Origin of the sequence: Pseudotabrizicola sp. (assembly GCF_030656345.1) — a bacterium.
In the GTDB taxonomy this organism is placed as follows: domain Bacteria; phylum Pseudomonadota; class Alphaproteobacteria; order Rhodobacterales; family Rhodobacteraceae; genus Pseudotabrizicola.
The window spans coordinates 106599-125705 of sequence record NZ_JAUSNR010000011.1; the positions used below are offsets into that span (position 1 = coordinate 106599).

The 19107-nt window shown below is 61.6% G+C and carries 17 protein-coding genes; 9 read left to right on the forward strand and 8 right to left on the reverse strand.

Annotated features, from left to right (window positions below; genetic code table 11):
* On the reverse strand, window positions 1–627 hold the full coding sequence (locus Q7J44_RS06695; protein WP_304878252.1) for a TetR family transcriptional regulator: 627 nt from the start codon (window positions 625–627) through the stop codon (window positions 1–3).
* 349 nt (window positions 628–976) lie between these two features.
* Between Q7J44_RS06695 and Q7J44_RS06700 the strand changes: the two genes are divergently transcribed.
* A complete protein-coding gene (locus Q7J44_RS06700) occupies window positions 977–2167 on the forward strand; it encodes a Bcr/CflA family multidrug efflux MFS transporter (RefSeq protein WP_304878254.1) in 1191 nt (396 codons plus the stop codon).
* A 171-nt stretch (window positions 2168–2338) separates the two neighbouring features.
* Here Q7J44_RS06700 and Q7J44_RS06705 read toward each other — a convergent pair whose 3' ends face one another.
* From Q7J44_RS06705 to Q7J44_RS06720, 4 genes are all read right to left on the reverse strand, one after another.
* Entirely contained in the window at window positions 2339–2518 is a 180-nt protein-coding gene (locus Q7J44_RS06705) for a hypothetical protein (protein WP_304878255.1), read from the reverse strand.
* 105 nt (window positions 2519–2623) lie between these two features.
* A complete protein-coding gene (locus Q7J44_RS06710) occupies window positions 2624–4408 on the reverse strand; it encodes a bifunctional diguanylate cyclase/phosphodiesterase (protein ID WP_304878256.1) in 1785 nt (594 codons plus the stop codon).
* A 472-nt stretch (window positions 4409–4880) separates the two neighbouring features.
* Window positions 4881–5897 carry a zinc-binding alcohol dehydrogenase family protein gene (locus Q7J44_RS06715; protein ID WP_304878257.1) on the reverse strand — a complete coding sequence of 339 codons (1017 nt, stop codon included), beginning with the start codon at window positions 5895–5897 and terminating at the stop codon, window positions 4881–4883.
* Between the two features lie 12 nt (window positions 5898–5909).
* The gene (locus Q7J44_RS06720) at window positions 5910–6203 is read right to left on the reverse strand and encodes a putative quinol monooxygenase (RefSeq protein WP_304878258.1); all 294 of its coding nucleotides are present in this window, start codon (window positions 6201–6203) and stop codon (window positions 5910–5912) included.
* Between the two features lie 105 nt (window positions 6204–6308).
* Here Q7J44_RS06720 and Q7J44_RS06725 point away from each other — a divergent pair, with 105 nt between their 5' ends.
* The 7 genes from Q7J44_RS06725 to Q7J44_RS06755 all read left to right on the forward strand — a co-directional run bounded on the left by Q7J44_RS06725 (window position 6309) and on the right by Q7J44_RS06755 (window position 14741).
* Window positions 6309–7226, forward strand: coding sequence for a LysR family transcriptional regulator (locus Q7J44_RS06725; RefSeq protein ID WP_304878260.1), 918 nt, complete (start codon window positions 6309–6311; stop codon window positions 7224–7226).
* Between the two features lie 82 nt (window positions 7227–7308).
* Window positions 7309–7692 carry a DUF2946 domain-containing protein gene (locus tag Q7J44_RS06730; RefSeq protein WP_304878262.1) on the forward strand — a complete coding sequence of 128 codons (384 nt, stop codon included), beginning with the start codon at window positions 7309–7311 and terminating at the stop codon, window positions 7690–7692.
* A 90-nt stretch (window positions 7693–7782) separates the two neighbouring features.
* Window positions 7783–9942: a TonB-dependent siderophore receptor gene (locus Q7J44_RS06735; protein ID WP_304878264.1), complete on the forward strand. Its 2160-nt coding sequence runs from the start codon at window positions 7783–7785 to the stop codon at window positions 9940–9942.
* A gap of 11 nt (window positions 9943–9953) precedes the next feature.
* Complete coding sequence (locus Q7J44_RS06740) at window positions 9954–11459, forward strand: PepSY domain-containing protein (protein ID WP_304878266.1); 1506 nt, start codon at window positions 9954–9956, stop codon at window positions 11457–11459.
* Window positions 11460–11572: 113 nt separating this feature from the next.
* Window positions 11573–12064, forward strand: coding sequence for a copper chaperone PCu(A)C (locus tag Q7J44_RS06745; protein ID WP_304878268.1), 492 nt, complete (start codon window positions 11573–11575; stop codon window positions 12062–12064).
* A gap of 122 nt (window positions 12065–12186) precedes the next feature.
* A complete protein-coding gene (locus Q7J44_RS06750) occupies window positions 12187–12528 on the forward strand; it encodes a DUF2946 domain-containing protein (protein WP_304878270.1) in 342 nt (113 codons plus the stop codon).
* 83 nt (window positions 12529–12611) lie between these two features.
* Window positions 12612–14741: a TonB-dependent copper receptor gene (locus tag Q7J44_RS06755; protein ID WP_304878272.1), complete on the forward strand. Its 2130-nt coding sequence runs from the start codon at window positions 12612–12614 to the stop codon at window positions 14739–14741.
* 130 nt (window positions 14742–14871) lie between these two features.
* Here the strand turns inward: Q7J44_RS06755 and Q7J44_RS06760 are convergent, their stop codons facing one another.
* The 3 genes from Q7J44_RS06760 to Q7J44_RS06770 form a co-directional block, all read right to left on the reverse strand.
* The gene (locus Q7J44_RS06760) at window positions 14872–15819 is read right to left on the reverse strand and encodes an adenosine deaminase (RefSeq protein WP_304878274.1); all 948 of its coding nucleotides are present in this window, start codon (window positions 15817–15819) and stop codon (window positions 14872–14874) included.
* Between the two features lie 201 nt (window positions 15820–16020).
* Window positions 16021–16980, reverse strand: coding sequence for a 2-oxoglutarate and iron-dependent oxygenase domain-containing protein (locus Q7J44_RS06765; protein ID WP_304878276.1), 960 nt, complete (start codon window positions 16978–16980; stop codon window positions 16021–16023).
* Between the two features lie 224 nt (window positions 16981–17204).
* Window positions 17205–18287: a BMP family ABC transporter substrate-binding protein gene (locus tag Q7J44_RS06770; protein ID WP_304878278.1), complete on the reverse strand. Its 1083-nt coding sequence runs from the start codon at window positions 18285–18287 to the stop codon at window positions 17205–17207.
* A gap of 341 nt (window positions 18288–18628) precedes the next feature.
* On the opposite strand from Q7J44_RS06770, the gene Q7J44_RS06775 reads away from it, so the two are divergent.
* Window positions 18629–19078, forward strand: coding sequence for a transposase (locus Q7J44_RS06775; RefSeq protein ID WP_304878279.1), 450 nt, complete (start codon window positions 18629–18631; stop codon window positions 19076–19078).
* The last annotated feature ends 29 nt before the right edge of the window (window positions 19079–19107 follow it).

The window sequence follows — 19107 nt, forward strand, 5'->3', positions numbered from 1 at the left end:
TTATCCTTGTTGCCAATCCTGCACCAGGCCACGAAAGCAGGCGTCGATCATGGGCGCGGTGTCGTTCAATGGGTCGAACAGGGTTGGGTCGCGTAACCAGTCGTTGAGCAGGCCGATAATCATCGCGTGCAGGATGCGGGCGGCTAAACGTGGGCTCATGCCCGGTTGCAGGCGCGGCCTGACGCAGGGGTTGTCGAACTGCTGTTCGCACAGGCTGATGAATTGACCAATAAAGGCCGCGTGACGCTGCTCTGCTTCACGCAGTTCGTCGGTGAATTCACAGCGGCGCAGGAGGATGGTGAAAATCCGCCGCTTCTGCTCATCGTGGGCGAGGTTTTCGATGGCCTCGACACACAGGTCGCGCAGTGCCAGCAAGGGGTCGCGCTCGGCGCAGGCGCTCAGGCGCATGGCCATTTGTTCGGGTGGCAGGCGCACCTGGTTGAGCATTTCGTGAAACAGGTGGGCTTTATTCTCGAAGTGCCAATACACCGCGCCACGGGTGACCCCGGCGTGCCGCGCGATATGTTCCAGGCTGGTGTGGGCCACCCCTTTTTCCAGAAACAATTCCTCTGCAGCCATCAGGATGGCGTTGCGGGTTAGTTCGGCTTGTTCTTTGGTTCGGCGCATGGCGGTAAGGGTGTTTCCTTCCAGGTTCTTATTTTGGGCAACTGCAATCTAGCGATTTAAGCATGATTACCTATTTACAGACACAGGTGTATGTAACTAGCATTGTCGCTTTCACGCGTTGCGCATCCTGCCCTATATCTGTGTCTGTGCGCAGGCTCGCGGCGCTGGCGCTGGCGCTGGCGCTGGTCCTGGTCCCGATGTTCTTCCTGCTGCTGGAGCCGTGGTGGCGGGTTGAGCAAAAGTGCATGGGCGTTGCTTGGTGCAGTTGCTCCCACGCATGCAATAGTAAAACGAAGGCTATGCATAGCGGCTACATAGCCAACATTTACCTCATTTGAACGGGATACCAATGCCGCTTCGCCTTTTGCTGATCCTCGGCGCCTTGAGCGCGTTTGGCCCCCTGGCCATTGACTTCTATCTGCCGAGTTTCCCGACCCTGGCGCGGGTCTTCACCACCGACGTCGAGCATGTGCAGTTAACGCTGGCCGCCTACTTCATTGGTTTGGCGCTGGGGCAACTGATCTACGGCCCCTTGGCCGATCGCTTCGGCCGGCGCAAGCCGCTGCTCGCCGGGGTGCTGTTGTTCAGCCTGGCCTCGCTGGCCTGTGCGCTGGCGCCGAGCCTGGAGTGGCTGATTGCTGCGCGTTTCGTCCAGGCTCTCGGTGGCTGCGCCGGCATGGTGGTGACCCGCGCCGTGGTGCGCGATTTGTGCGATCCGATCACCTCGGCCAAGGTGTTTTCCCAGCTGATGCTGGTCATGGGCCTGGCGCCGATCCTCGCGCCGTTGGCCGGTGGCGTGCTTTTGGGTTGGTTCGGTTGGCAGTCGATCTTCATCTGTCTGTTCGCCTTCAGTGTGCTCAGTTGGCTCGGCGTGGCGCTGTGGCTGCCGGAAACCCTGGCAACCGATGCGGCCAGGGCGCCCTTACGCGGTGCCCTGGGCGAATACCGACGATTACTCGGTGACTGGCCGTTTCTCGGTCATGCACTGACGGGTGGCTTGTCGATTGCCGGGATGTTCGCCTACATCGCCGGTTCGCCTTTCGTCTTCATCGAGTTATACGGCGTGCCGGCGGAGCATTACGGCTGGCTGTTCGGCAGCAATGCCCTGGGTTTTATCCTGGTGGCGCAGCTCAATGCCTGGTTGGTGGCGCGGCATGGGCCGGGCTACTGGCTGCGCTGCACGGTATGGTTTTACCTGGCTTGCGCGCTGCTATTGCTGGCGGTAGCGGCTTCACACCCTGCGGCGCTGTGGCCGCTCATGATCCCCTTGTTCGGCTGCATCGCCTGCCTCGGGATTCTTCTGCCCAATGCTTCAGCCTGCGCCATGGCCGGGCAAGGCACGCATGCCGGCAGTGCGTCTGCATTGCTCGGTTTTTTACAGTTCAGCATCGCCGCCAGTGCGGCGGCGCTGGTGGGTGCGTTGCATGACGGCAGTGCCTGGCCCATGGCGCTGGTGATCTGCGGCTGCGCAGCATTGGCCGTGCTCTGTTCGCGCTTGACGCATTGGGCCGAGCGGCGGAGCGGGCATCCGGGGTGGTGAGCCGGGTCGCACCTTCGCCGCCGGGCCCAACCTGCCCGCGCGATCCCTGCGCGGATGTATACGGCACGCACATCGCCACCCTTGAGGCCAAGGACATCGCCCGGCCGGAGTAGTCTGCGGGCTCACCTCAGGCAGTGCATCCTGGCTCTGTAAGCCTGCTGGCTGTGTTGCTCAGCTGACTGCGCGCTGGCTCTGCTTCGGCCATTGATGAGGGGCCTGCAGGCGCGCTTCGAGGGTGGCAACGAATTGTCGGGCTTCGGCTTCGCTGCGGAAGGTCACGCTATGGCCTGCAAAACGTACTTGCCAGCACATACCTTCGGCTTTTTTCAGTGGCTGAATGCTGATGTTCATGAGCGACACCTCCGCTGGGTAGGCGGATCAGTCTAGTCGCTGTGCCTCGGCTTTTGCTGATATGGATCAACTGTCCTGCGTCTGTTTTGCCGGGGGATCTACCGTTCATCGTCGCAGTTGTTGCACGGCCAGACTGGCCAGGCGGGTGAACTCGGTTACCAGCGCTATTTCGGCCTGGCTGGGCCGCCTGGGCTGGTGGTAGTAGATGCCGAAGGTACCGAGCACTCGGGCGTTATCGTCCTTGAACGGCAGTGACCAGCAGGCATGCAGGTTGGCTGCCTGGGTCTGGGCGCGAAACGCCTGCCAGTAGGGGTGAGTCGCGAGGTTCTCGGCGATCACCAGTTCGCCGCTGCACGCGCAGTGTCCGCAGGACCCGAGTTCGAGCTTCGCCTGCAGGCCGTCGATGGCCTGTCGATAAGGCTCAGGTAAATCAGGCGCGGCTATCAAGTGCAGGCATTGCTGCTCGTCCAGCAGCATGATCGACACCAGCATGTGCGGATTGAGATCCTGCAGCCGTCGGCTGATGCCGTCGAGGATGTGCGCCAGGGGGCGCTGGGCCAGCAGCTCATCGAGCACCGCATTGCGTGCGTGTTGCAGTTGCTGGCGCTGATGGCGCTCGTGGATGTCGTGCAGGCTGCCGCTGAGCATGTCGCCTGACGGGCTGGCGCTCAACTCGATGTCTACCCAGCGCAGTTGGCCCTGGCGGGTGAGTAGGCGAAATTCGCCACGCAGGCTGGTTTGCTGGCCAGTGTCGAGGGCGCTGATCTGCCGGTTGAAACGTGCGGCGTCGGCGCTTTCGAGAAATTGCGCGAGTGGACGGCCGAGGCACTCGTAGCTGGCATAGCCGCTGATTTTTTCCCAGGCCGGGTTGAGGAAAACCAGGTGCCCGCTGATGTCCGTCTGCACGATCACATCGCTCAGACGCTCGACCAGTTCGCGATAACGCGCCTCGCTGGCTTGCAGCTCCAGGTGGATTTGCTTCTGTTCGCTGAGGTCGATGTCGATGCAGTACAGCTCCATCTGACCACGGTTATTGCGCAGCATCGAATGGCTGGAATAGACCCATACCTTGCTGCCATCCTTGCGCTGCAATTGCAGCTCTGCGGCAGCTATTGGCGGGCCGCCGAGTAGCCAGTGATTGATTGCGCTGATGACCTGGTTGCGTGCGGGGGGCGGGATGATCAGCTCTTCCAGGTGTCGGCCCATGGCTTCCTGCAGGCTATAGCCATAGAGCTGGGTGCTTGCCTGGTTCCAATAAATCACCCGGCGTTCGCGGTCGTAACCCTGCACGGCAATCCGCGGGACTTGCTCGAACAGTTGGCGGAAGCGCTGCTCGCTTTCGCGCAGGGCGTTTTCGTCGCGCTTCTGGCTGCTGATGTCCTGCACGGTGCCGAGAACCTGATGATTACTATCCACCTCGCCTCGCAGCATCAGCCAGGTGGTCTGATGCTGCTGCGGTTGATGCAGGCGTGCAGTGATCGCCATAGGCGTGTGTTGCTCAAACAGAGCCCGCAGTGCTCGCTGCACCGCCGGCCGCTCGGCAGGGTAGAGCCAGCTGAGCAATTGCTCGGCGCTGCTGTATTCACTGCCCGGGTCGCGCTTGAGCAGTTGCAGGGCTTCAGGCGTCCAGTGCAGACGCCCGTCATATTCCCAGCTACCGAGGGCGGCGGTGCGCTGGGTTTGTTGCAGCAGGCGGCTGTTGCGCGTCAGGGCGTTGAACAGCTCGCGCAGGGTGTGCCGGTCACGGCGGCTGACAAAAAAAATCAGCGCGGTGCTGAGCAGGATAAACAACAGGCCTTTAGCTGTTTGCAGTTCGGCTGTCAGTTCACTGTCTCTGACCAGTAGATGCAGCAGGTAGTCACTGCCCAAAATCCACAGGGCACTGAACAAGAGGTAGATGCCAGCTAGGCGTAGTGGGCCTTGATAATCGGGTCGCATCCCTTACCGCCAATGGTTAGCCAGGTCTAAAGTTGAAAGTGCTGTTGCCAGCAACACAGCAGGAGGTGATGCATAGAGTTTAGCCAGCCATGAGGAGGATGTGGGTAAAAAACTACCTGACTCGCGATGATTGCGAGCCGGTTTTTTCCTGGTCTATGTAGCCGTGAGGCGTTGCATGCAATCGGTGGGTTGGCGCGGGCAGCGAAGCCCTGCGGGTGATTGCATGTCCGTTGGGCTTGGCCGCTTCGTTCCTCAGACGCCTCAGACGCCTCAGACTACGCGTCGCACCCGTAGCCAGGCTCCACGTAGGGTGCGCCATGCGCACCCAGAATCAACAACTGGCGGCGCACCCTGCAAGACCAAGCCCCTTCACACTTAAGCGCCGACGCCTGAACCCAGCACGTTACAGGGGCATGGCCTTTTCTTAGAAGCCTTCGAGGACTATTTTGCCCCTGGCTGTGCCGCTTTGCAGTAGGCCATGGGCGCGGCGCAGGTTGGCGGCATTGATGCTGCCGAAGTGCTCGCCGAGGGTGGTTTTCAGGGTGCCGGCATCGACCAGTTCGGCAACGCGCTTGAGCAGTCGATGCTGCTCGATCATGTCTGCGGTCTCGAACAGTGAGCGGGTGAACATCAGCTCCCAGTGCAGCGATAGGCTTTTACGCTTGAGCTGCATGATGTCCAGCGCCTGCTCCGGGTCGTCGATCAGTGCCAGGCGGCCTTGTGGGGCGAGGGCTTCGACCAGTTGTGCGAAGTGTTGATCGGTCTGGGTCAGGCTGGCGACATGGGTGACCTGGCCGATGCCGATACGCTTGAGCTCTTCGCTCAGCGGTTGGCGATGGTCGATTACATGGTGTGCGCCCAGCTCGCGCACCCAGGCCTGGGTCTCGGGCCGCGACGCTGTGCCAATCACGGTCAGGCCGGTGAGTTGGCGGGCCAACTGCACCAGCATCGAACCAACGCCGCCAGCCGCGCCGACAATCAGCAGGCTCTGGTTCTGGTCTTCACTGCCCTGGCTGATTTGCAGGCGCTCGAATAGCAACTCCCAGGCGGTGATTGCCGTCAGGGGCATGGCGGCAGCTTCGGCAAAGGTCAACGTCTGCGGCATAGGCCCGACGATGCGCTCATCGACCACATGCAGTTCACTGTTGGTGCCCGCGCGGTTGATTGCCCCGGCGTAATACACCCGATCTCCCGGCTGGAACAGGCTGACATCACTGCCCACGGCTTTGACGATGCCGCTGGCATCCCAGCCGAGAACCTTGGCTGCACCGCCTTCGGGTGCCACGTTGCGGCGGATTTTGGTGTCCACCGGGTTGACCGCAATAGCCTTGACCTCGACCAGTAAGTCGCGCGGGCCGGGCATGGGTGCCGGTAATTCGACATCCAGCAGGGCGTCTGTGTGCTCGATGGGTAGGGACTGGTAATAAGCGACGGCCTTCATACGGGCGGCTCCTTAGGCAATGCGTTGCATGAGTTGATGATCGACCTGTGCCAGCAAGCTGCCGCAAGTCTGTCCAAAGTGCAGAAAATGCGCGGTCTGCTGGTGCGCGCTGAGGGCGGCGGCGTCCTGCCATTGCTCGACCATGATGAAAATGTTGGGCTGCTGCTGATGGCGGTGCAGGTTGTATTGCAGGCAACCGGTTTCTGCCTGGCTTGCTGGTACCAGCAAGCGCAGGCCGGCCTCGACGGCATCTGCCTGGCCGGGGAGGGTGGTGAGGGTCGCGATCAGGGTCAGTGGGCTCGACATGCGTGGGCTCCGGTTAAATAGGCGGTCATGCTCGGTTATTTGATTGACGAGAAAAACAGGCTGCGAATAGAGTCTCTTTCAATATTATTTTGATAATAAATCGCCATGCTGCGTTTTGATGATCTTCAGCTGTTTGTGTGTACCGCCGAGCTGGGCGGTCTCTCTGCGGCGGCGCGGCGCCTGGATATTTCTCCGGCGGTGGCCAGTGCCGGGCTTAAACGCCTGGAGCAGCAACTGCAAGTGCGCCTGTTTAACCGCTCCACCCGCAGCCTGCGCCTGACGCCTGAGGGTGAGTTGTTTCTCGGCCATGCGCGCCTGGCGTTGCAGAGTCTGGACGATGGGCGCCAGCAATTGGCGGGCAGCAAGGTTGGCATCCGCGGCCCGCTGCAGTTGTCCGCGCCCTCGGATTTCGGCCGCAATACCCTGTTGCCCTGGCTGGATGAATTTCAGCAGGCGCATCCGCAGCTGCAGTTACGGTTACTGCTCGGCGACCGGGTGGCTGACCTGTTTCGCGACCCTGTAGACATCGCCCTGCGTTATGGCGCACCAGAGGATTCCAGCCTGGTAGCCCTGCCGGTGGCCGCATTGAACCGGCGGGTGTTATGCGCTGCGCCGCAGTACCTGCAGCGGCACGGCTTGCCTGATTGCATGTCGGCCCTGGCCGAGCACAATTGCCTGCTTTATATGCTTGGCGGGCGGGTGCATGACCGCTGGCACTTCAGCGATGGTCGGCGTGAGCAGAGTATTTGCGTCAAGGGTGACCGGGTCAGTGACGATGCGGATGCAGTGCGGCGTTGGGCGGTGGGTGGCGCGGGGCTGGTCTATAAATCCTGGCTGGATGTGGCCGCTGATGTGCGGGCCGGGCGACTCAAGGTGCTGCTGCCCGAACTGCGTGGCGAGTCGGCACCGCTTAACCTGATCTGCGCGCACCGCGCGCAGCTGAGTAAGCCCGTGCTGTTATTGCGTGAGTTTGTCCAGGCGCGTTGCGCCGAGTTGTTGGCTTATGCGCCTTGGCCGCATTAGTATTGTGGCCAGCCAACTGCGGCAATCAACCGCAGCCGCGCAGCGCGAATCACGCGCATGAGCAATGCTAGAGTCGCGCCCCATGAAACTGACCCGCACCGACCGCTCGCTGATTGCCTGGATGCTGTATTTCAGCGTTCTGTTCAGTGCGTTCGGCTGCAGCATCAGTCATGGGCAAATGGCCGGTTTGCAACTCAGTGGGCTGGGCAGCCAGTACTGCTCCTTCGACGGTAATTTTGGTGCCGGTGCCGACCTGGAAGGCTCCGGTGTGGTGGCGCCCAATCCTGCGACTGGCTCCGGCTGCTCGCTGAGTTCCACCTTCAGCGCGATCATTCTCGCGGCGTTCTTCGGTCTGTTGGGCTTGCTGGCGCCTAGCCGCGCGCCCCTGCTGACGTTCTTCTTCACCCCGCGTCCCGTCCGCTACCTCTGGCCTTCGGCCAACCCCCGCGCTTCTCCACTTTCCTGATGCATGGCGCCTTTGGGGCGCTCCCATTGTTTGCATGTGGCGATGCCATGCCGCGTGCGCTTGCTTGTGTTTTCAGGAAAACAACACGCTATGTCTATGCCGTCCTCGCGCGCCTTGAGCGCCGCCTTTCTGTGCGCTGTAACCCCTTCACTCTGGGCTGAACAGGCCGTCACTTTGCCCGACAGTGAAGTCCTTGGCCGTGCGGCGCTGGCGTCGGAGCTGTCACTCGATACCCCTGCTGAAAGTGCATCACGTCTGGGCCTGACGCCTCGGGAAACGCCGGCTTCGGTCAGCGTGGTCAACCGTGAGCAGATTGAACGTCGCGGTGCCGATAACACCCAGCAGATGCTTAACGGTGTGCCGGGTGTGGTGGCTGCAGCGCCGCCTGGGTTTGCCGGGGCCGTGTCATGGCGTGGCTTTACCGGCAGCCAGGTCACGCAGATGTTTAACGGCATCACGGTGCAGTACGACGCCATTGCAGCGCGTCCGGTGGACAGCTGGATTTATGACCGGGTTGAAGCGGTCGGCGGGGCGTCCAGCTTTCTCAATGGCTCGGGCGCTGTCGGCGGTTCGATCAACTACCTGACTAAATTAGCCACGCGCGATCAGGCGTTTAGCGAAGGGCGCATCCGCTACGGCTCGTTTGATGCCAACGAACTGGCCTATGGTTTCAACCAGCCGCTGGGCGAGGCCAATCACCTGCGCATGGATGTCAGCCGCACCAGCAGCAATGGCTACGTGGATCGCGAACAGCGCGAAGCCTGGACCAGTGCATTCTCACTGCTGACGGACTTCAACGAGCAGCTGTCGCACACCCTGGCGTTTGAGTATCAGGAAGAACAGGTCGACAGCCCGTATTGGGGCAGCCCGGTGCTCAAGGGGCGCACGGGTGATCTGAAGGTGGATGAGAGTCGGCGTTTCGAGAACTACAACGTTGCAGACGGACGCTATGAACAGCGGGTGCGCTGGGCGCGTTCCATCACCGAGTATCAGCTGACGGACGCCACCCGCCTGCGTAATACGCTCTATCACTACAACGCGCAGCGTGATTACCGCAACCTGGAGACCTACGCCTACACCGATGCCAGCAATAGCGCCGTGCAGCGCAGTAACGCGCTGTTGCAACGGCATGATCAGGAACTCAACGGCAACCGGTTTGAAGTGCGTCATCAGGGCGGGCTGTTTGGCCTGTCGAGCGAGTGGGCAGCCGGGCTGGATTACAGCCATAACGTGCAAGCCCGCTATCCGCGCTCGGTCGCCGGTCCCTTCGGCGTGGTGGATGCTGAACACTTCGAGCCGGGGCATTTCTTCGACCTGCCCGGTATGACTCCTGGTTACGCCCGCCAGCGCACCAACCAGCTCGACACCTGGGCGTTGTTTGTCGAAAACCGTCTGGCGCTTACTGAGCGTCTGTCCCTGCTCAGCGGCCTGCGGCATGACCGCATCGACCTGGAAGTGACCAATCACCAGGCCGCCAGCCTGACCAACCCGGCGTTTTTCGCCCGTGAGTACGAGCCCACCACTGGCCGTGTCGGTATGGTCTATGCCTTGAGTCCTGCTGCCAATCTGTATGTGCAATACAGCACCGCTGCCGATCCGCCTGCTGGAGTCCTTACCACCGCGACCCTCGGCCAGGTGCAGGATTTTGACCTGACCAAGGGCCGTCAGCTGGAGGTCGGCAGCAAGTTTGATTTCCTCGATGGGCGCGCCTCCACCACCGTTGCTGCGTACAAGATCGAACGTGAAAACCTGGCCACACGTGACCCCGCTAACTCCGGGCAAACGCTACCAGTGGGCAAGCAATCGACGCTTGGTGTGGAGCTGGCAACAGCGCTGCGCATCACCCCGCGCCTGCTGGCAGAAGCCAATCTGGCGTGGATCGATGCTCAATACGATGAGTTCAATGAAAGCGTGGGCGGGCTGTCGGTCTCGCGTCAGGGCAACACGCCGAGCAACGTACCCGATCAGGTTGCCAACCTATGGCTGACCTACGATCTCGCCTCGCATTGGCAGGTTGGTGCAGACAGCCGCCACGTGGCCTCGGTGTATGCCGACGCGGCCAACCAGTTAAAGGCACCGGCCTATACCTTGTTCGGTGCATTTGTCAGCTATCGCCTGGATGCCGACAGCCTGCTGACCTTGCGGGCGCGCAACCTGACCGACGAGGTATACGCCAGCTGGGCCAGCAGCGACATGCTGTTCCTCGGCGCGCCGCGTTCGTTTGAGTTGGCCTTGCAGTCACGCTTTTAAGAGGTCGCCGGATGAAACGCTATCTCTACCTGTGGCATCGCTGGCTGGGGATTTTCCTCTGCCTGCTGATGGTGCTTTGGTTCGTGTCTGGTTTGGTGATGATGTACGTCGGCTATCCCAAGCTGACCCAGCGCGAGCACCTGGCCCATCTGCCCCCGTTGTCGTTGGAGGGTTGTTGCGTACCGCTCGAGCAGGTGCTGGCTGCCACGGGGGAGAAAGTCGCCCCGGCATCGATTCGGTTGACCACGGTGGCCGGTGAGCCGCGCTTTGTTGTGCGGTTTGCGACGGGCGCAGTGGCGGTTGATGCGCGTAGCGGTAAGCGTATTGACTCGGTGACCTCAGCAGAGGCTGTGGCCGCCGCTCGACCCTTTGCCGGTGAGCGCGCGGTGCATTTCCAGGCCTCCATACAGGAGGATGCCTGGACGCACTCGCGCGCCCTCGACGGCGATCGGCCGCTGCATCGTGTGGGGCTGGATGACGGCACGCTGCTGTATGTCTCGGGGCGTAGCGGCGAAGTGGTGCGCGATGCCACTTTCACTGAGCGTACCTGGAACTGGCTGGGGGCCTGGCTGCACTGGCTCTACCCCCTGCGCGGCGGTGTGCTGGATCGCTGGTGGAGTGATGCGGTGATCTACCTGTCCGTGGCCGCCACCCTGATGACGCTCTTGGGCATGGTGGTTGGCATTCTGCGTTGGCGCTTTGCCACGCCTTATCGCAGTGGCGCGCGCAGCCCTTACAAGGGGCTGGCGCGTTGGCACCATATCGGTGGTTTGCTGTTTGGTGGGTTGGCGCTGGCCTGGATTTTCAGCGGCTTGATGTCGATGAACCCCTGGCGGCTGCTGGACAGCGCGGCCCCCTTGAACGTTGCGCCTTACCAAGGCGGAGCGTTGCAAGCCGAGGCCTTTTCTCTCGGGCCTGAACAGGCCTTGCCGCGTTTCAACGCGATGGGACTGCAGGTGCATGAACTGCATTGGCGCATGCTGGGCGGTCGTGGCTATTTGCTGGGGCTCGATGGCAGCGGCGCTAGCGCGCTGCTGGCCATGGATGCATCCACACCGCAGTGGGGTTTGGATGAAGCGGACGTATTGCGGGCAGCTCGGGCGATTCGGCCGGAGGATGTACCCACTGTCGAGCGCCTGACGGCCTACGACTTTTACTACTACGCACGGGCCGAACACAGCATGTCGGGGCACCTGGAGCGGCCGTTGCCAATCCTGCGGGTGCGCTTCAATGATCCGGCCAATACCTGGCTGCACCTCGACCCGCGCACCGGTGCTTTGCTCGGCCGCATGGATGAAGGACAGCGCACCTCGCGCTGGTTGTTTGCCCTGCTGCACAGTTGGGATTGGTTGCCGCTGCTGCAAAACCGGCCTCTCTGGGATGGCTGGATGTGGCTGGCCAGCCTGGGCGGTTTACTGATTTGCCTGAGCGGCACCGTGATGGGCTGGCGGCGTCTGCGTGGGCGGCGCGCTGTGCGAGTCAGCAAACGGCCGCGCGTGCATCCATCCAGCGTATGAGTTTCGAGGATATGCCGCACTTAAGCGGTCTGAGCTGCTCAGGCTTGGCCCGCATCAAGACTTTGCGTTACAACAGGTTTATTGGACATTTAGTCCACCCCCGGAGGAACACCATGTTGCTGAAAAAGACCCTGCTGATCGCCGCACTGCTGAGCCCGAGTCTGTTTGCCAGCGCCCACGACTACAGCGCCGGAAACCTGCATATCGAACACCCCTGGTCGCGGGAAATGCCAGCAGTAGCGCCCACGGCGGCTGCTTATTTCGTGGTGCACAACAAGGGCGCCGAGGCGGATCGTCTGTTCGGCGCCAGCACTCCGCACGCCGGCAAGGCCGAGCTGCACGAGCATGTGCATGCCGATGGCCTGATGAAGATGCAGCATGTGCAATCGGTGGTCATACCCGCCGGCGGCGAGGTGAAATTCGAGCCCATGGGTTACCACGTCATGCTGTTCAACCTGAAGCAACAAGCCAAAGACGGCGAGCGCTTCCCGCTGACCCTGACCTTCGAGAAGGCCGGTGCGGTTGAGGTTGAAATCGCGGTGCAGACCGAGGCGCCCGCCGCCTCAGCTGAGCCAGTTGGCCATGACGCGACTCATCAGCACTGATGCTTGTGCTCTTGACCGGGGACAAGGAGCGCCTCGCCGCGGTTGGCAATAATCGCGGCAGGATTCAGGGGCACTGATCGATGCAGGCATCAGCACATCCGGTTAACCGTCGCAGAGGGCTGATGCCGGCATTGCTGGCTATGCTGTTGCTCTGTGTCGGGCCGCTGCTCTCGCAGTTACTGGTGCCTAGCCAGCCAGCCTGGCTTGCGGAACTGAGTTGCAGCGAGCATCCGGCCAGCCATTCGCCGGCTAACAGCGACAGCCATGGGCATGATCCGCTGTGGGCCAAGTGCGGTTATTGCACCCTGCTGTTCAGCAGCCCGGCGCTGACCAGTTCCCTGCTGATGCCGATTGGCCCGCTGGCGTTCGCGGCACAACTGCTTCGCCTGCGCGCCCCGCAGCACGTCCCTGCATTGGCGATATTCCCTGGCTCGCGCAGTCGCGCGCCACCCGTGCGTTCCTGATCGTTTTTGCTGCTCTCGCGCGCCAGCCCTGCCTTTAAGGCGACTGTGGCGGTGCGTCGGATTGTCTCGATCTTGGAAATCATATGCCTGCCATTACCTGTGCCCGTATTCCAGGCGCCTCGCGTCTGCCTGTACCTTTTCGTCTGACGCCGCTGTGTGTTGCCCTGACCGCTACCATGCTCTGCAGCTCTCTAGCGCTGGCCGATGAGATTGCCATCGAGTTGGCGCCGCTGGTCATTACCGGGGCCAGTCATCATGCACCGCTGACCGTGATCACCGACCCGAAACAACCGCGCCAGCCGATGCCGGCCGCCGATGGTGCGGACTATCTGAAGACCATTCCCGGCTTCAATGCGATTCGCAATGGCGGCGCCAACGGCGATCCGTTGTTTCGCGGCATGTTCGGCTCGCGCCTGAACATTCTCATGGACGGCGGCCAGATGCTCGGTGCCTGCCCCAATCGCATGGATACGCCGACCTCTTACCTGTCACCGGAAAACTTCGATCAGCTGACCGTGATCAAGGGGCCGCAAAGCGTGCTCTGGGGGCCGGGCGCTTCGGCGGCGACGATACTTTTCGAGCGCGACACTGCGCCTTTCAATGAGCTCGGCGGGCGGGTTGATGGCAGTATTCTGGCTGCATCCAACGGCCGTTTCGACCGGCGCATCGACGCCACTGCCGGCGGCAGCCAGGGTTACCTGCGTGTGCTGGCGAACAAGGCCCAGGCCGATGATTACCAGGACGGCAACGGCGATAGCGTGCCGTCGCGCTGGGATAAATGGAACAGCGATGTGCTGCTCGGCTGGACCCCGGATGACGACACCTTGATCGAACTCAGTGCCGGCCGTGGCGATGGCGAGGCGCGCTACGCCGGGCGTGGCATGGATGGCAGCCAGTTCCTCCGTGAGAGCCTGGGGTTACGCTTCAAGAAGGACAACATTGGCGAGCTGTTCAGTGCCCTGGAAGGGCAGGTTTACTACAACTATGCCGATCACGTGATGGACAACTTCAGCCTGCGCAGCCCTAACCCACTGGATGTGATGGCGCCGATGCGCAACCCGCTGGCCAGCAATGTCGACCGGCGAACCCTGGGTGGCCGGCTGGTCGGCACCTGGGACTGGCAGGCGGTTGAACTCAAGGCCGGCGTGGACGGGCAAACCAACGAGCACCGCAAGCGCGCGTCCAGCTTCAACATGCTGAGCCGCACCTATACCGACTACGATCAGGCCGCCTGGGACAAGGACGCGGTGTTTCATAACTATGGCCTGTTCGGCGAGCTGACCTGGAAGGTCGCCAGCCGCCAGCGCTGGATCGCCGGTGCGCGGCTGGACCGCGCCTCGGTCAAGGATTACCGCCAGACCCTGGGCAGCGGCATGACTCTGCGGGCCAACCCGACGGCCGACGAAACCCGCAGCGCTACCCTGCCCAGCGGCTTTCTGCGTTATGAGCGGGACCTGGTCGGCATGCCGGCGATTGTCTATGCCGGCCTCGGGCATACCCAGCGCTTCCCCGATTACTGGGAGTTGTTCTCCGCCAGCCCCGGCCCCATCGGTTTTGTGCAGCCGATGGAAAGCCTCGATCCGGAAAAAACCACCCAGCTCGATTTCGGCGCGCACTACCGTGGCGCCAAGCTGGACGCCTGGGCGTCGGCCTACCTCGGTCAGGTGCGTGACTACATTCAGTTCAGCTATGGGCCAGGCATGATGCCGGGGCATACCCGCTCGCAGGCGAGCAATATCGATGCGCGGATCATGGGGGGCGAGTTGGGCGCCAGTTACCGCCTGAGCCGTAACTGGAAAACCGATGCCAGCCTGGCGTATGCCTGGGGCAAGAACAGCTCGGACGGCCGCCCGCTGGCACAGACGCCACCGCTGGAGGCGCGCTTCGGCCTGGGCTATGAGCAGAGCGACTGGAGTGCCGGTGCCTTGTGGCGGGTGGTTGCAGCACAGAACCGGGTGGATGAGGGTAAGGGCAACGTGGTGGGTAAGGACTTTGGCAACAGCAGTGGTTTTGCCGTGTTCTCGCTCAATGCCGCTTATCGCCTGACTCCCGAGATGAAGCTCAGCGCGGGTGTCGATAACCTGTTCGATAAGGCCTACAGCGAACACCTGAATCTGGCGGGTAATGCCGGTTTCGGTTTCTCCATGGACGACCCCCAGGCGTTTAACGAGCCAGGTCGTACCCTGTGGACCAAGGTCGATTTCAGCTTCTGATCCGGCCGGGGTGTGGCCCGTTAGCGGGCTGCGCCTCCTCCTTAGAAGCGACGTAAAACCAATCGCGGCTAAAGCCCCTCCCACGGGACATGTGCGGATGTGGGAGGGGCTTTAACCGCGACGTTCAGTCTCAGACCAACCGCGCATCCAGGCTGTTCTGCGCCAGGCGTTGGGCCTGCTCCTTTGTCATGCCCAGACTCTCGTGCAGGGCGGCGAAGTTCTCGGTGACGTAGCCGCCGAAGTAGGCCGGGTCGTCCGAGTTCACCGTCACTTTCACCCCGCGTTCGAGCATCTGCAGGATGTTGTGCTGGCGCATGTCGTCGAATACACAGAGCTTGGTGTTGGACAGCGGGCAGACGGTCAGCGGGATCTGCTCGTCGATGATGCGCTGCATCAGCCGTTCGTCTTCGATGGCGCGCACGCCGTGGTCGATGCGCTTGATCTTCAGCAGGTCCAGGGCTTCCCAGATGTATTCGGGCGGGCCTTCTTCGCCGGCGTGGGCCACGGTCAACAGGCCTTCGCTGCGCGCTTTATCGAACACGCGCTGGAACTTGCGCGGCGGGTGGCCCATCTCCGAACTGTCCAGGCCGACGGCGATAAAGGCATCGCGAAACGGCATGGCCTGCTCAAAGGTTTTGAAGGCTTCTTCTTCGGACAGGTGACGCAGAAAGCTCAGGATTAAACCGTGGCTGATGCCCAGTTGTTTCTCGCCATCCACCAGCGCCTGTTTGATGCCGCGCAGCACCACTTCAAAGGGAATGCCGCGGTCGGTGTGGGTCTGCGGGTCGAAGAACGGTTCGGTGTGGATGACGTTCTGCGCCTTGCACTTGAGCAGGTAGGCCCAGGTCAGGTCGTAGAAATCCTGCTCGGTGCGCAGCACGTCGGCCCCGGCGTAATACAGGTCGAGGAACTCCTGCAGGTTGTTGAAGGCATAAGCACTGCGCAGCGCTTCGACGTCATTCCAGGGCAGGGCGATCTTGTTGCGCTCGGCCAGGGCAAATAGCAGCTCGGGCTCCAGCGAGCCTTCCAGGTGCAGGTGCAGTTCGGCCTTGGGCAGGGCATTGAGCCAGTCGTACATGGTCAGATCTCGTTATCAGGCGTGGTTGCGACAAAGTTTAACCGTAAGGACAGGATTTCGCTGAATCGGTACGGGTTGTTGACGACGTGGGGGCGCTATGTAGGGTGGACATCGCTTTTTATGTCCACCAAGCGGGCTGCGTGACGCCGCAGGGGGCGGATGGAAAAAGCGCCAGCTACGCGCCCCGATCCACCCTACGGTCTAGGTTTGGCTTGGCTCTTCGCGCCGATACGCATAGGTATCAGCAAAACGCGAGAGCAGGTACTCGGCGCTGGTCACGGACGGGTACTTGGGTGGATGGGCTGCATCCGAGCAGTTGGGCAGGCAGCTGATCTCTGTGTCCGGGTGCGGTTCGGCGAAGAACGGCATGGCGTAGCGATCCACCCCCAGCGGGCTGATCACCCGGTGCGGGGTCGAGGTGTAGCGGTCGTTACTCCAGCGCGCGAGCATGTCGCCGATATTGACCACAAAACTGCCGGCAATCGGCGGCGCGTCGATCCACTCACCGTCACGGTTACGCACCTGCAGACCGCCGGCGTCGTCTTGATAGAGCAGGGTGATGCAGCCGTAATCGGTGTGTTCACCCGCGCCTTGCTGTTCGGCGCTGCTGGCGGTGTGGCGCGGCGGGTAGTGGATCATGCGCAGCACGCTGATCGGCTGATGAAAGCGCGTGTCGAAAAAGTCGCGGTCGATATCCAGGGCAATCGTCATGGCGCGCAGCAGGGTTTGCGCCAGCGCCTGCATGTCGGCGTAGTGCTGTTCCATCAACGCTGCCCAGCCGGGCAGGTCGGGGTGGCGATTTGGCCCGCGCAGCGGTTTGCCAGCCAGCACCTCGGGATGATTGAGGTCCATGTGCAAACCCATGTCGAAGGTTTCCTTGAGGTCGCTGGGTTTGCTAGGGTCCAGTTGTTCGGTGGCAATTGCGCCGTAGCCACGGTGATGGGCGGTCTGGGTGATGTCGATCTTGAGCTTTTCTTCGGTCGGCAGGGCGAAGAAGGTCTTGGCGGCGCTCAGCAGTTCGGTGATGCGCGCCGAGCTGATCGGGTGGCCGGTGATGTAGGAAAAGCCCCACTCGCGACAGGCGCGGTCAATCTGCTGGGCTACGGCGGGCCAGGCGGATGGATCGTCGCGGTAGAGCGGGGCAATGTCGATGATTGGCAATGTGTGCATAGAGGCTCCGGGTGGGGGCATGCTGCGAGTCTTCTCGTACTAAGGGCAGCGAAAAAGGACGATACCTGATTAGGGCATCGTCCTTCTGATGCGGTTCTGCCAGACGGCAGGGACGGCATCGGTCATTGTGGGAGGGGCCGGGCGGCGATCCGTTTTAGCCGCGACAATTAAACAGTTCGCGGCTAAAGCCCCTCCTACACAAGCTAGCCAGCCGCTTACTTGGGCAGTTCAGCCTTTACGTTTTCCACGTAGTAGTTCATCGAGGCCAGTTCGGCGTTGGTCGCTGTGACACCAGCCGGGATTTTCTCGACGCCGCTCTGGTCCTTGATCGGCCCGGTGAACGGGTGCAAAGCGCCGCTCTTGATGTCGGCGATGATCTGCTCAGCTTCGGCCTTGACCTCCGCTGGCACCAGATCGCTGAGCGGCAGGCGGATGGTGTCTTCGGTCAGGCCGCCCCAGAAATCTTCGGATTTCCAGGTTCCGTCGATCACTGCCTGGGTGGATTTGACGTAGTGCGGGCCCCAGTCGTTGACGATCGAGGTGAGCACGGCCTTAGGCCCGAAGTGCGCCATGTCCGAGGCATAGCCCACGGCATACACGCCGCGACGTTCGGCGGTCTGGATCGGTGCCGGGCTGTCGGTGTGCTGGAACACCACGTCCACACCCTGGTCGATCAGCGCGTTAGCGGCATCGGATTCTTTGCCCGGATCAAACCAGGAGTTGACCCACACCACCTTGATTTCGGTGCCAGGGTTGTACTTGTCCAGGGCCAGCTGGATGGCGTTGATGTCGCGGAGCACTTCGGGGATAGGGAAGGAGGCGACGTAGCCGACTTTCTTGGTCTTGGTCATCTTCGCTGCGAGGAAGCCGCCAACGTAACGGCCTTCATAAGAGCGCGACAGGTAGGTGCCGAGGTTCTTGTCCTGCTTGTAGCCGGTGGCGTGCTCAAAGGTGACTTTAGGGAACTGCTTGGCCACTTTCAGCGTTGGGTTCATGTAGCCGAAGGAGGTGGTAAAGATCAGGTCGTAACCGCCCTTGGCCATGTTGCGGATAACTCGCTCGGCGTCCGCACCTTCCGGGACGTTTTCCACGTAGCTGGTTTCGACCTTGTCGCCGAGCTGCTTGATCACCGCTTGGCGGCCCTGCTCATGCTGGTAGGTCCAGCCGTGGTCACCAATTGGGCCGATATAAACGAAGCCAACCTTCAATGGGTCAGCGGCCGAAGCGCCCAATGTGGCGCTAAAGCCAAGGGCGGCAACGAGGGCGCGCAGCAGTGGTTTTTTGCTCTTCTCGAACATGGTCGGTGGAACTCCGATATCTGTGGGTACGTTGTTGTTAAACAGCTGCCAGTTGGATTGCAAAAAGCTGACCAACTGGACAATTAGCACTGCGCGCCGCGCAAAAACGCAGAACCCCGCCGAAGCGGGGTTCTGTGCAGGTGCTGTGCTGGTGCGTAAGGGGGTTATTGTGCTGCCGGATGGTGCGATGGATTGCTTGGATGTCGCGGCTAAAGCGGAGTGCCGCCTAGGCCCTCCTACAGATCGCTGCATACCCTTGGGAGGGGCTTTAGCCGCGACTGGCGATAGCGCTGACTAAACAGCTATAACCTGTACAGCGAAACCTTTCAGAAGGCAACGGAATGCCCCATTCAAAGCAACTGCGCATCGGGCGTTTTTCCGAAGATCAGCGCATCTACCTGCTGACCGCGACAGTCGAGAAGCGCGAACCGATCTTCGCGGATTTCCAGCTTGGCCGGCTGCTGGCTGCAGAGCTAAAAGCCGCTCATTTCGATGGTCTGGTTGAATCACTGGCCTGGGTTGTGATGCCCGATCATCTGCATTGGTTGCTGGTACTGCATCGCGGCTCACTCAGTGAGTTGATGCGCCGAGTGAAGGGCCGCAGCGCTCGGCAGATCAATTCGCTTGCTGGTCGAAGGGGGCAACTGTGGCAGGACGGTTATCATGACCATGCGCTACGCAAAGAAGAGGATGTGTTGCCGGTAGCGCGCTATATCGTGGCTAACCCATTGCGGGCGGGGCTGGTGGAGCGGATCGGTGATTACCCGCTGTGGGATGCGGTGTGGCTGTAATGGTTGTAAAAGCTGTCGCGGCTAAAGCC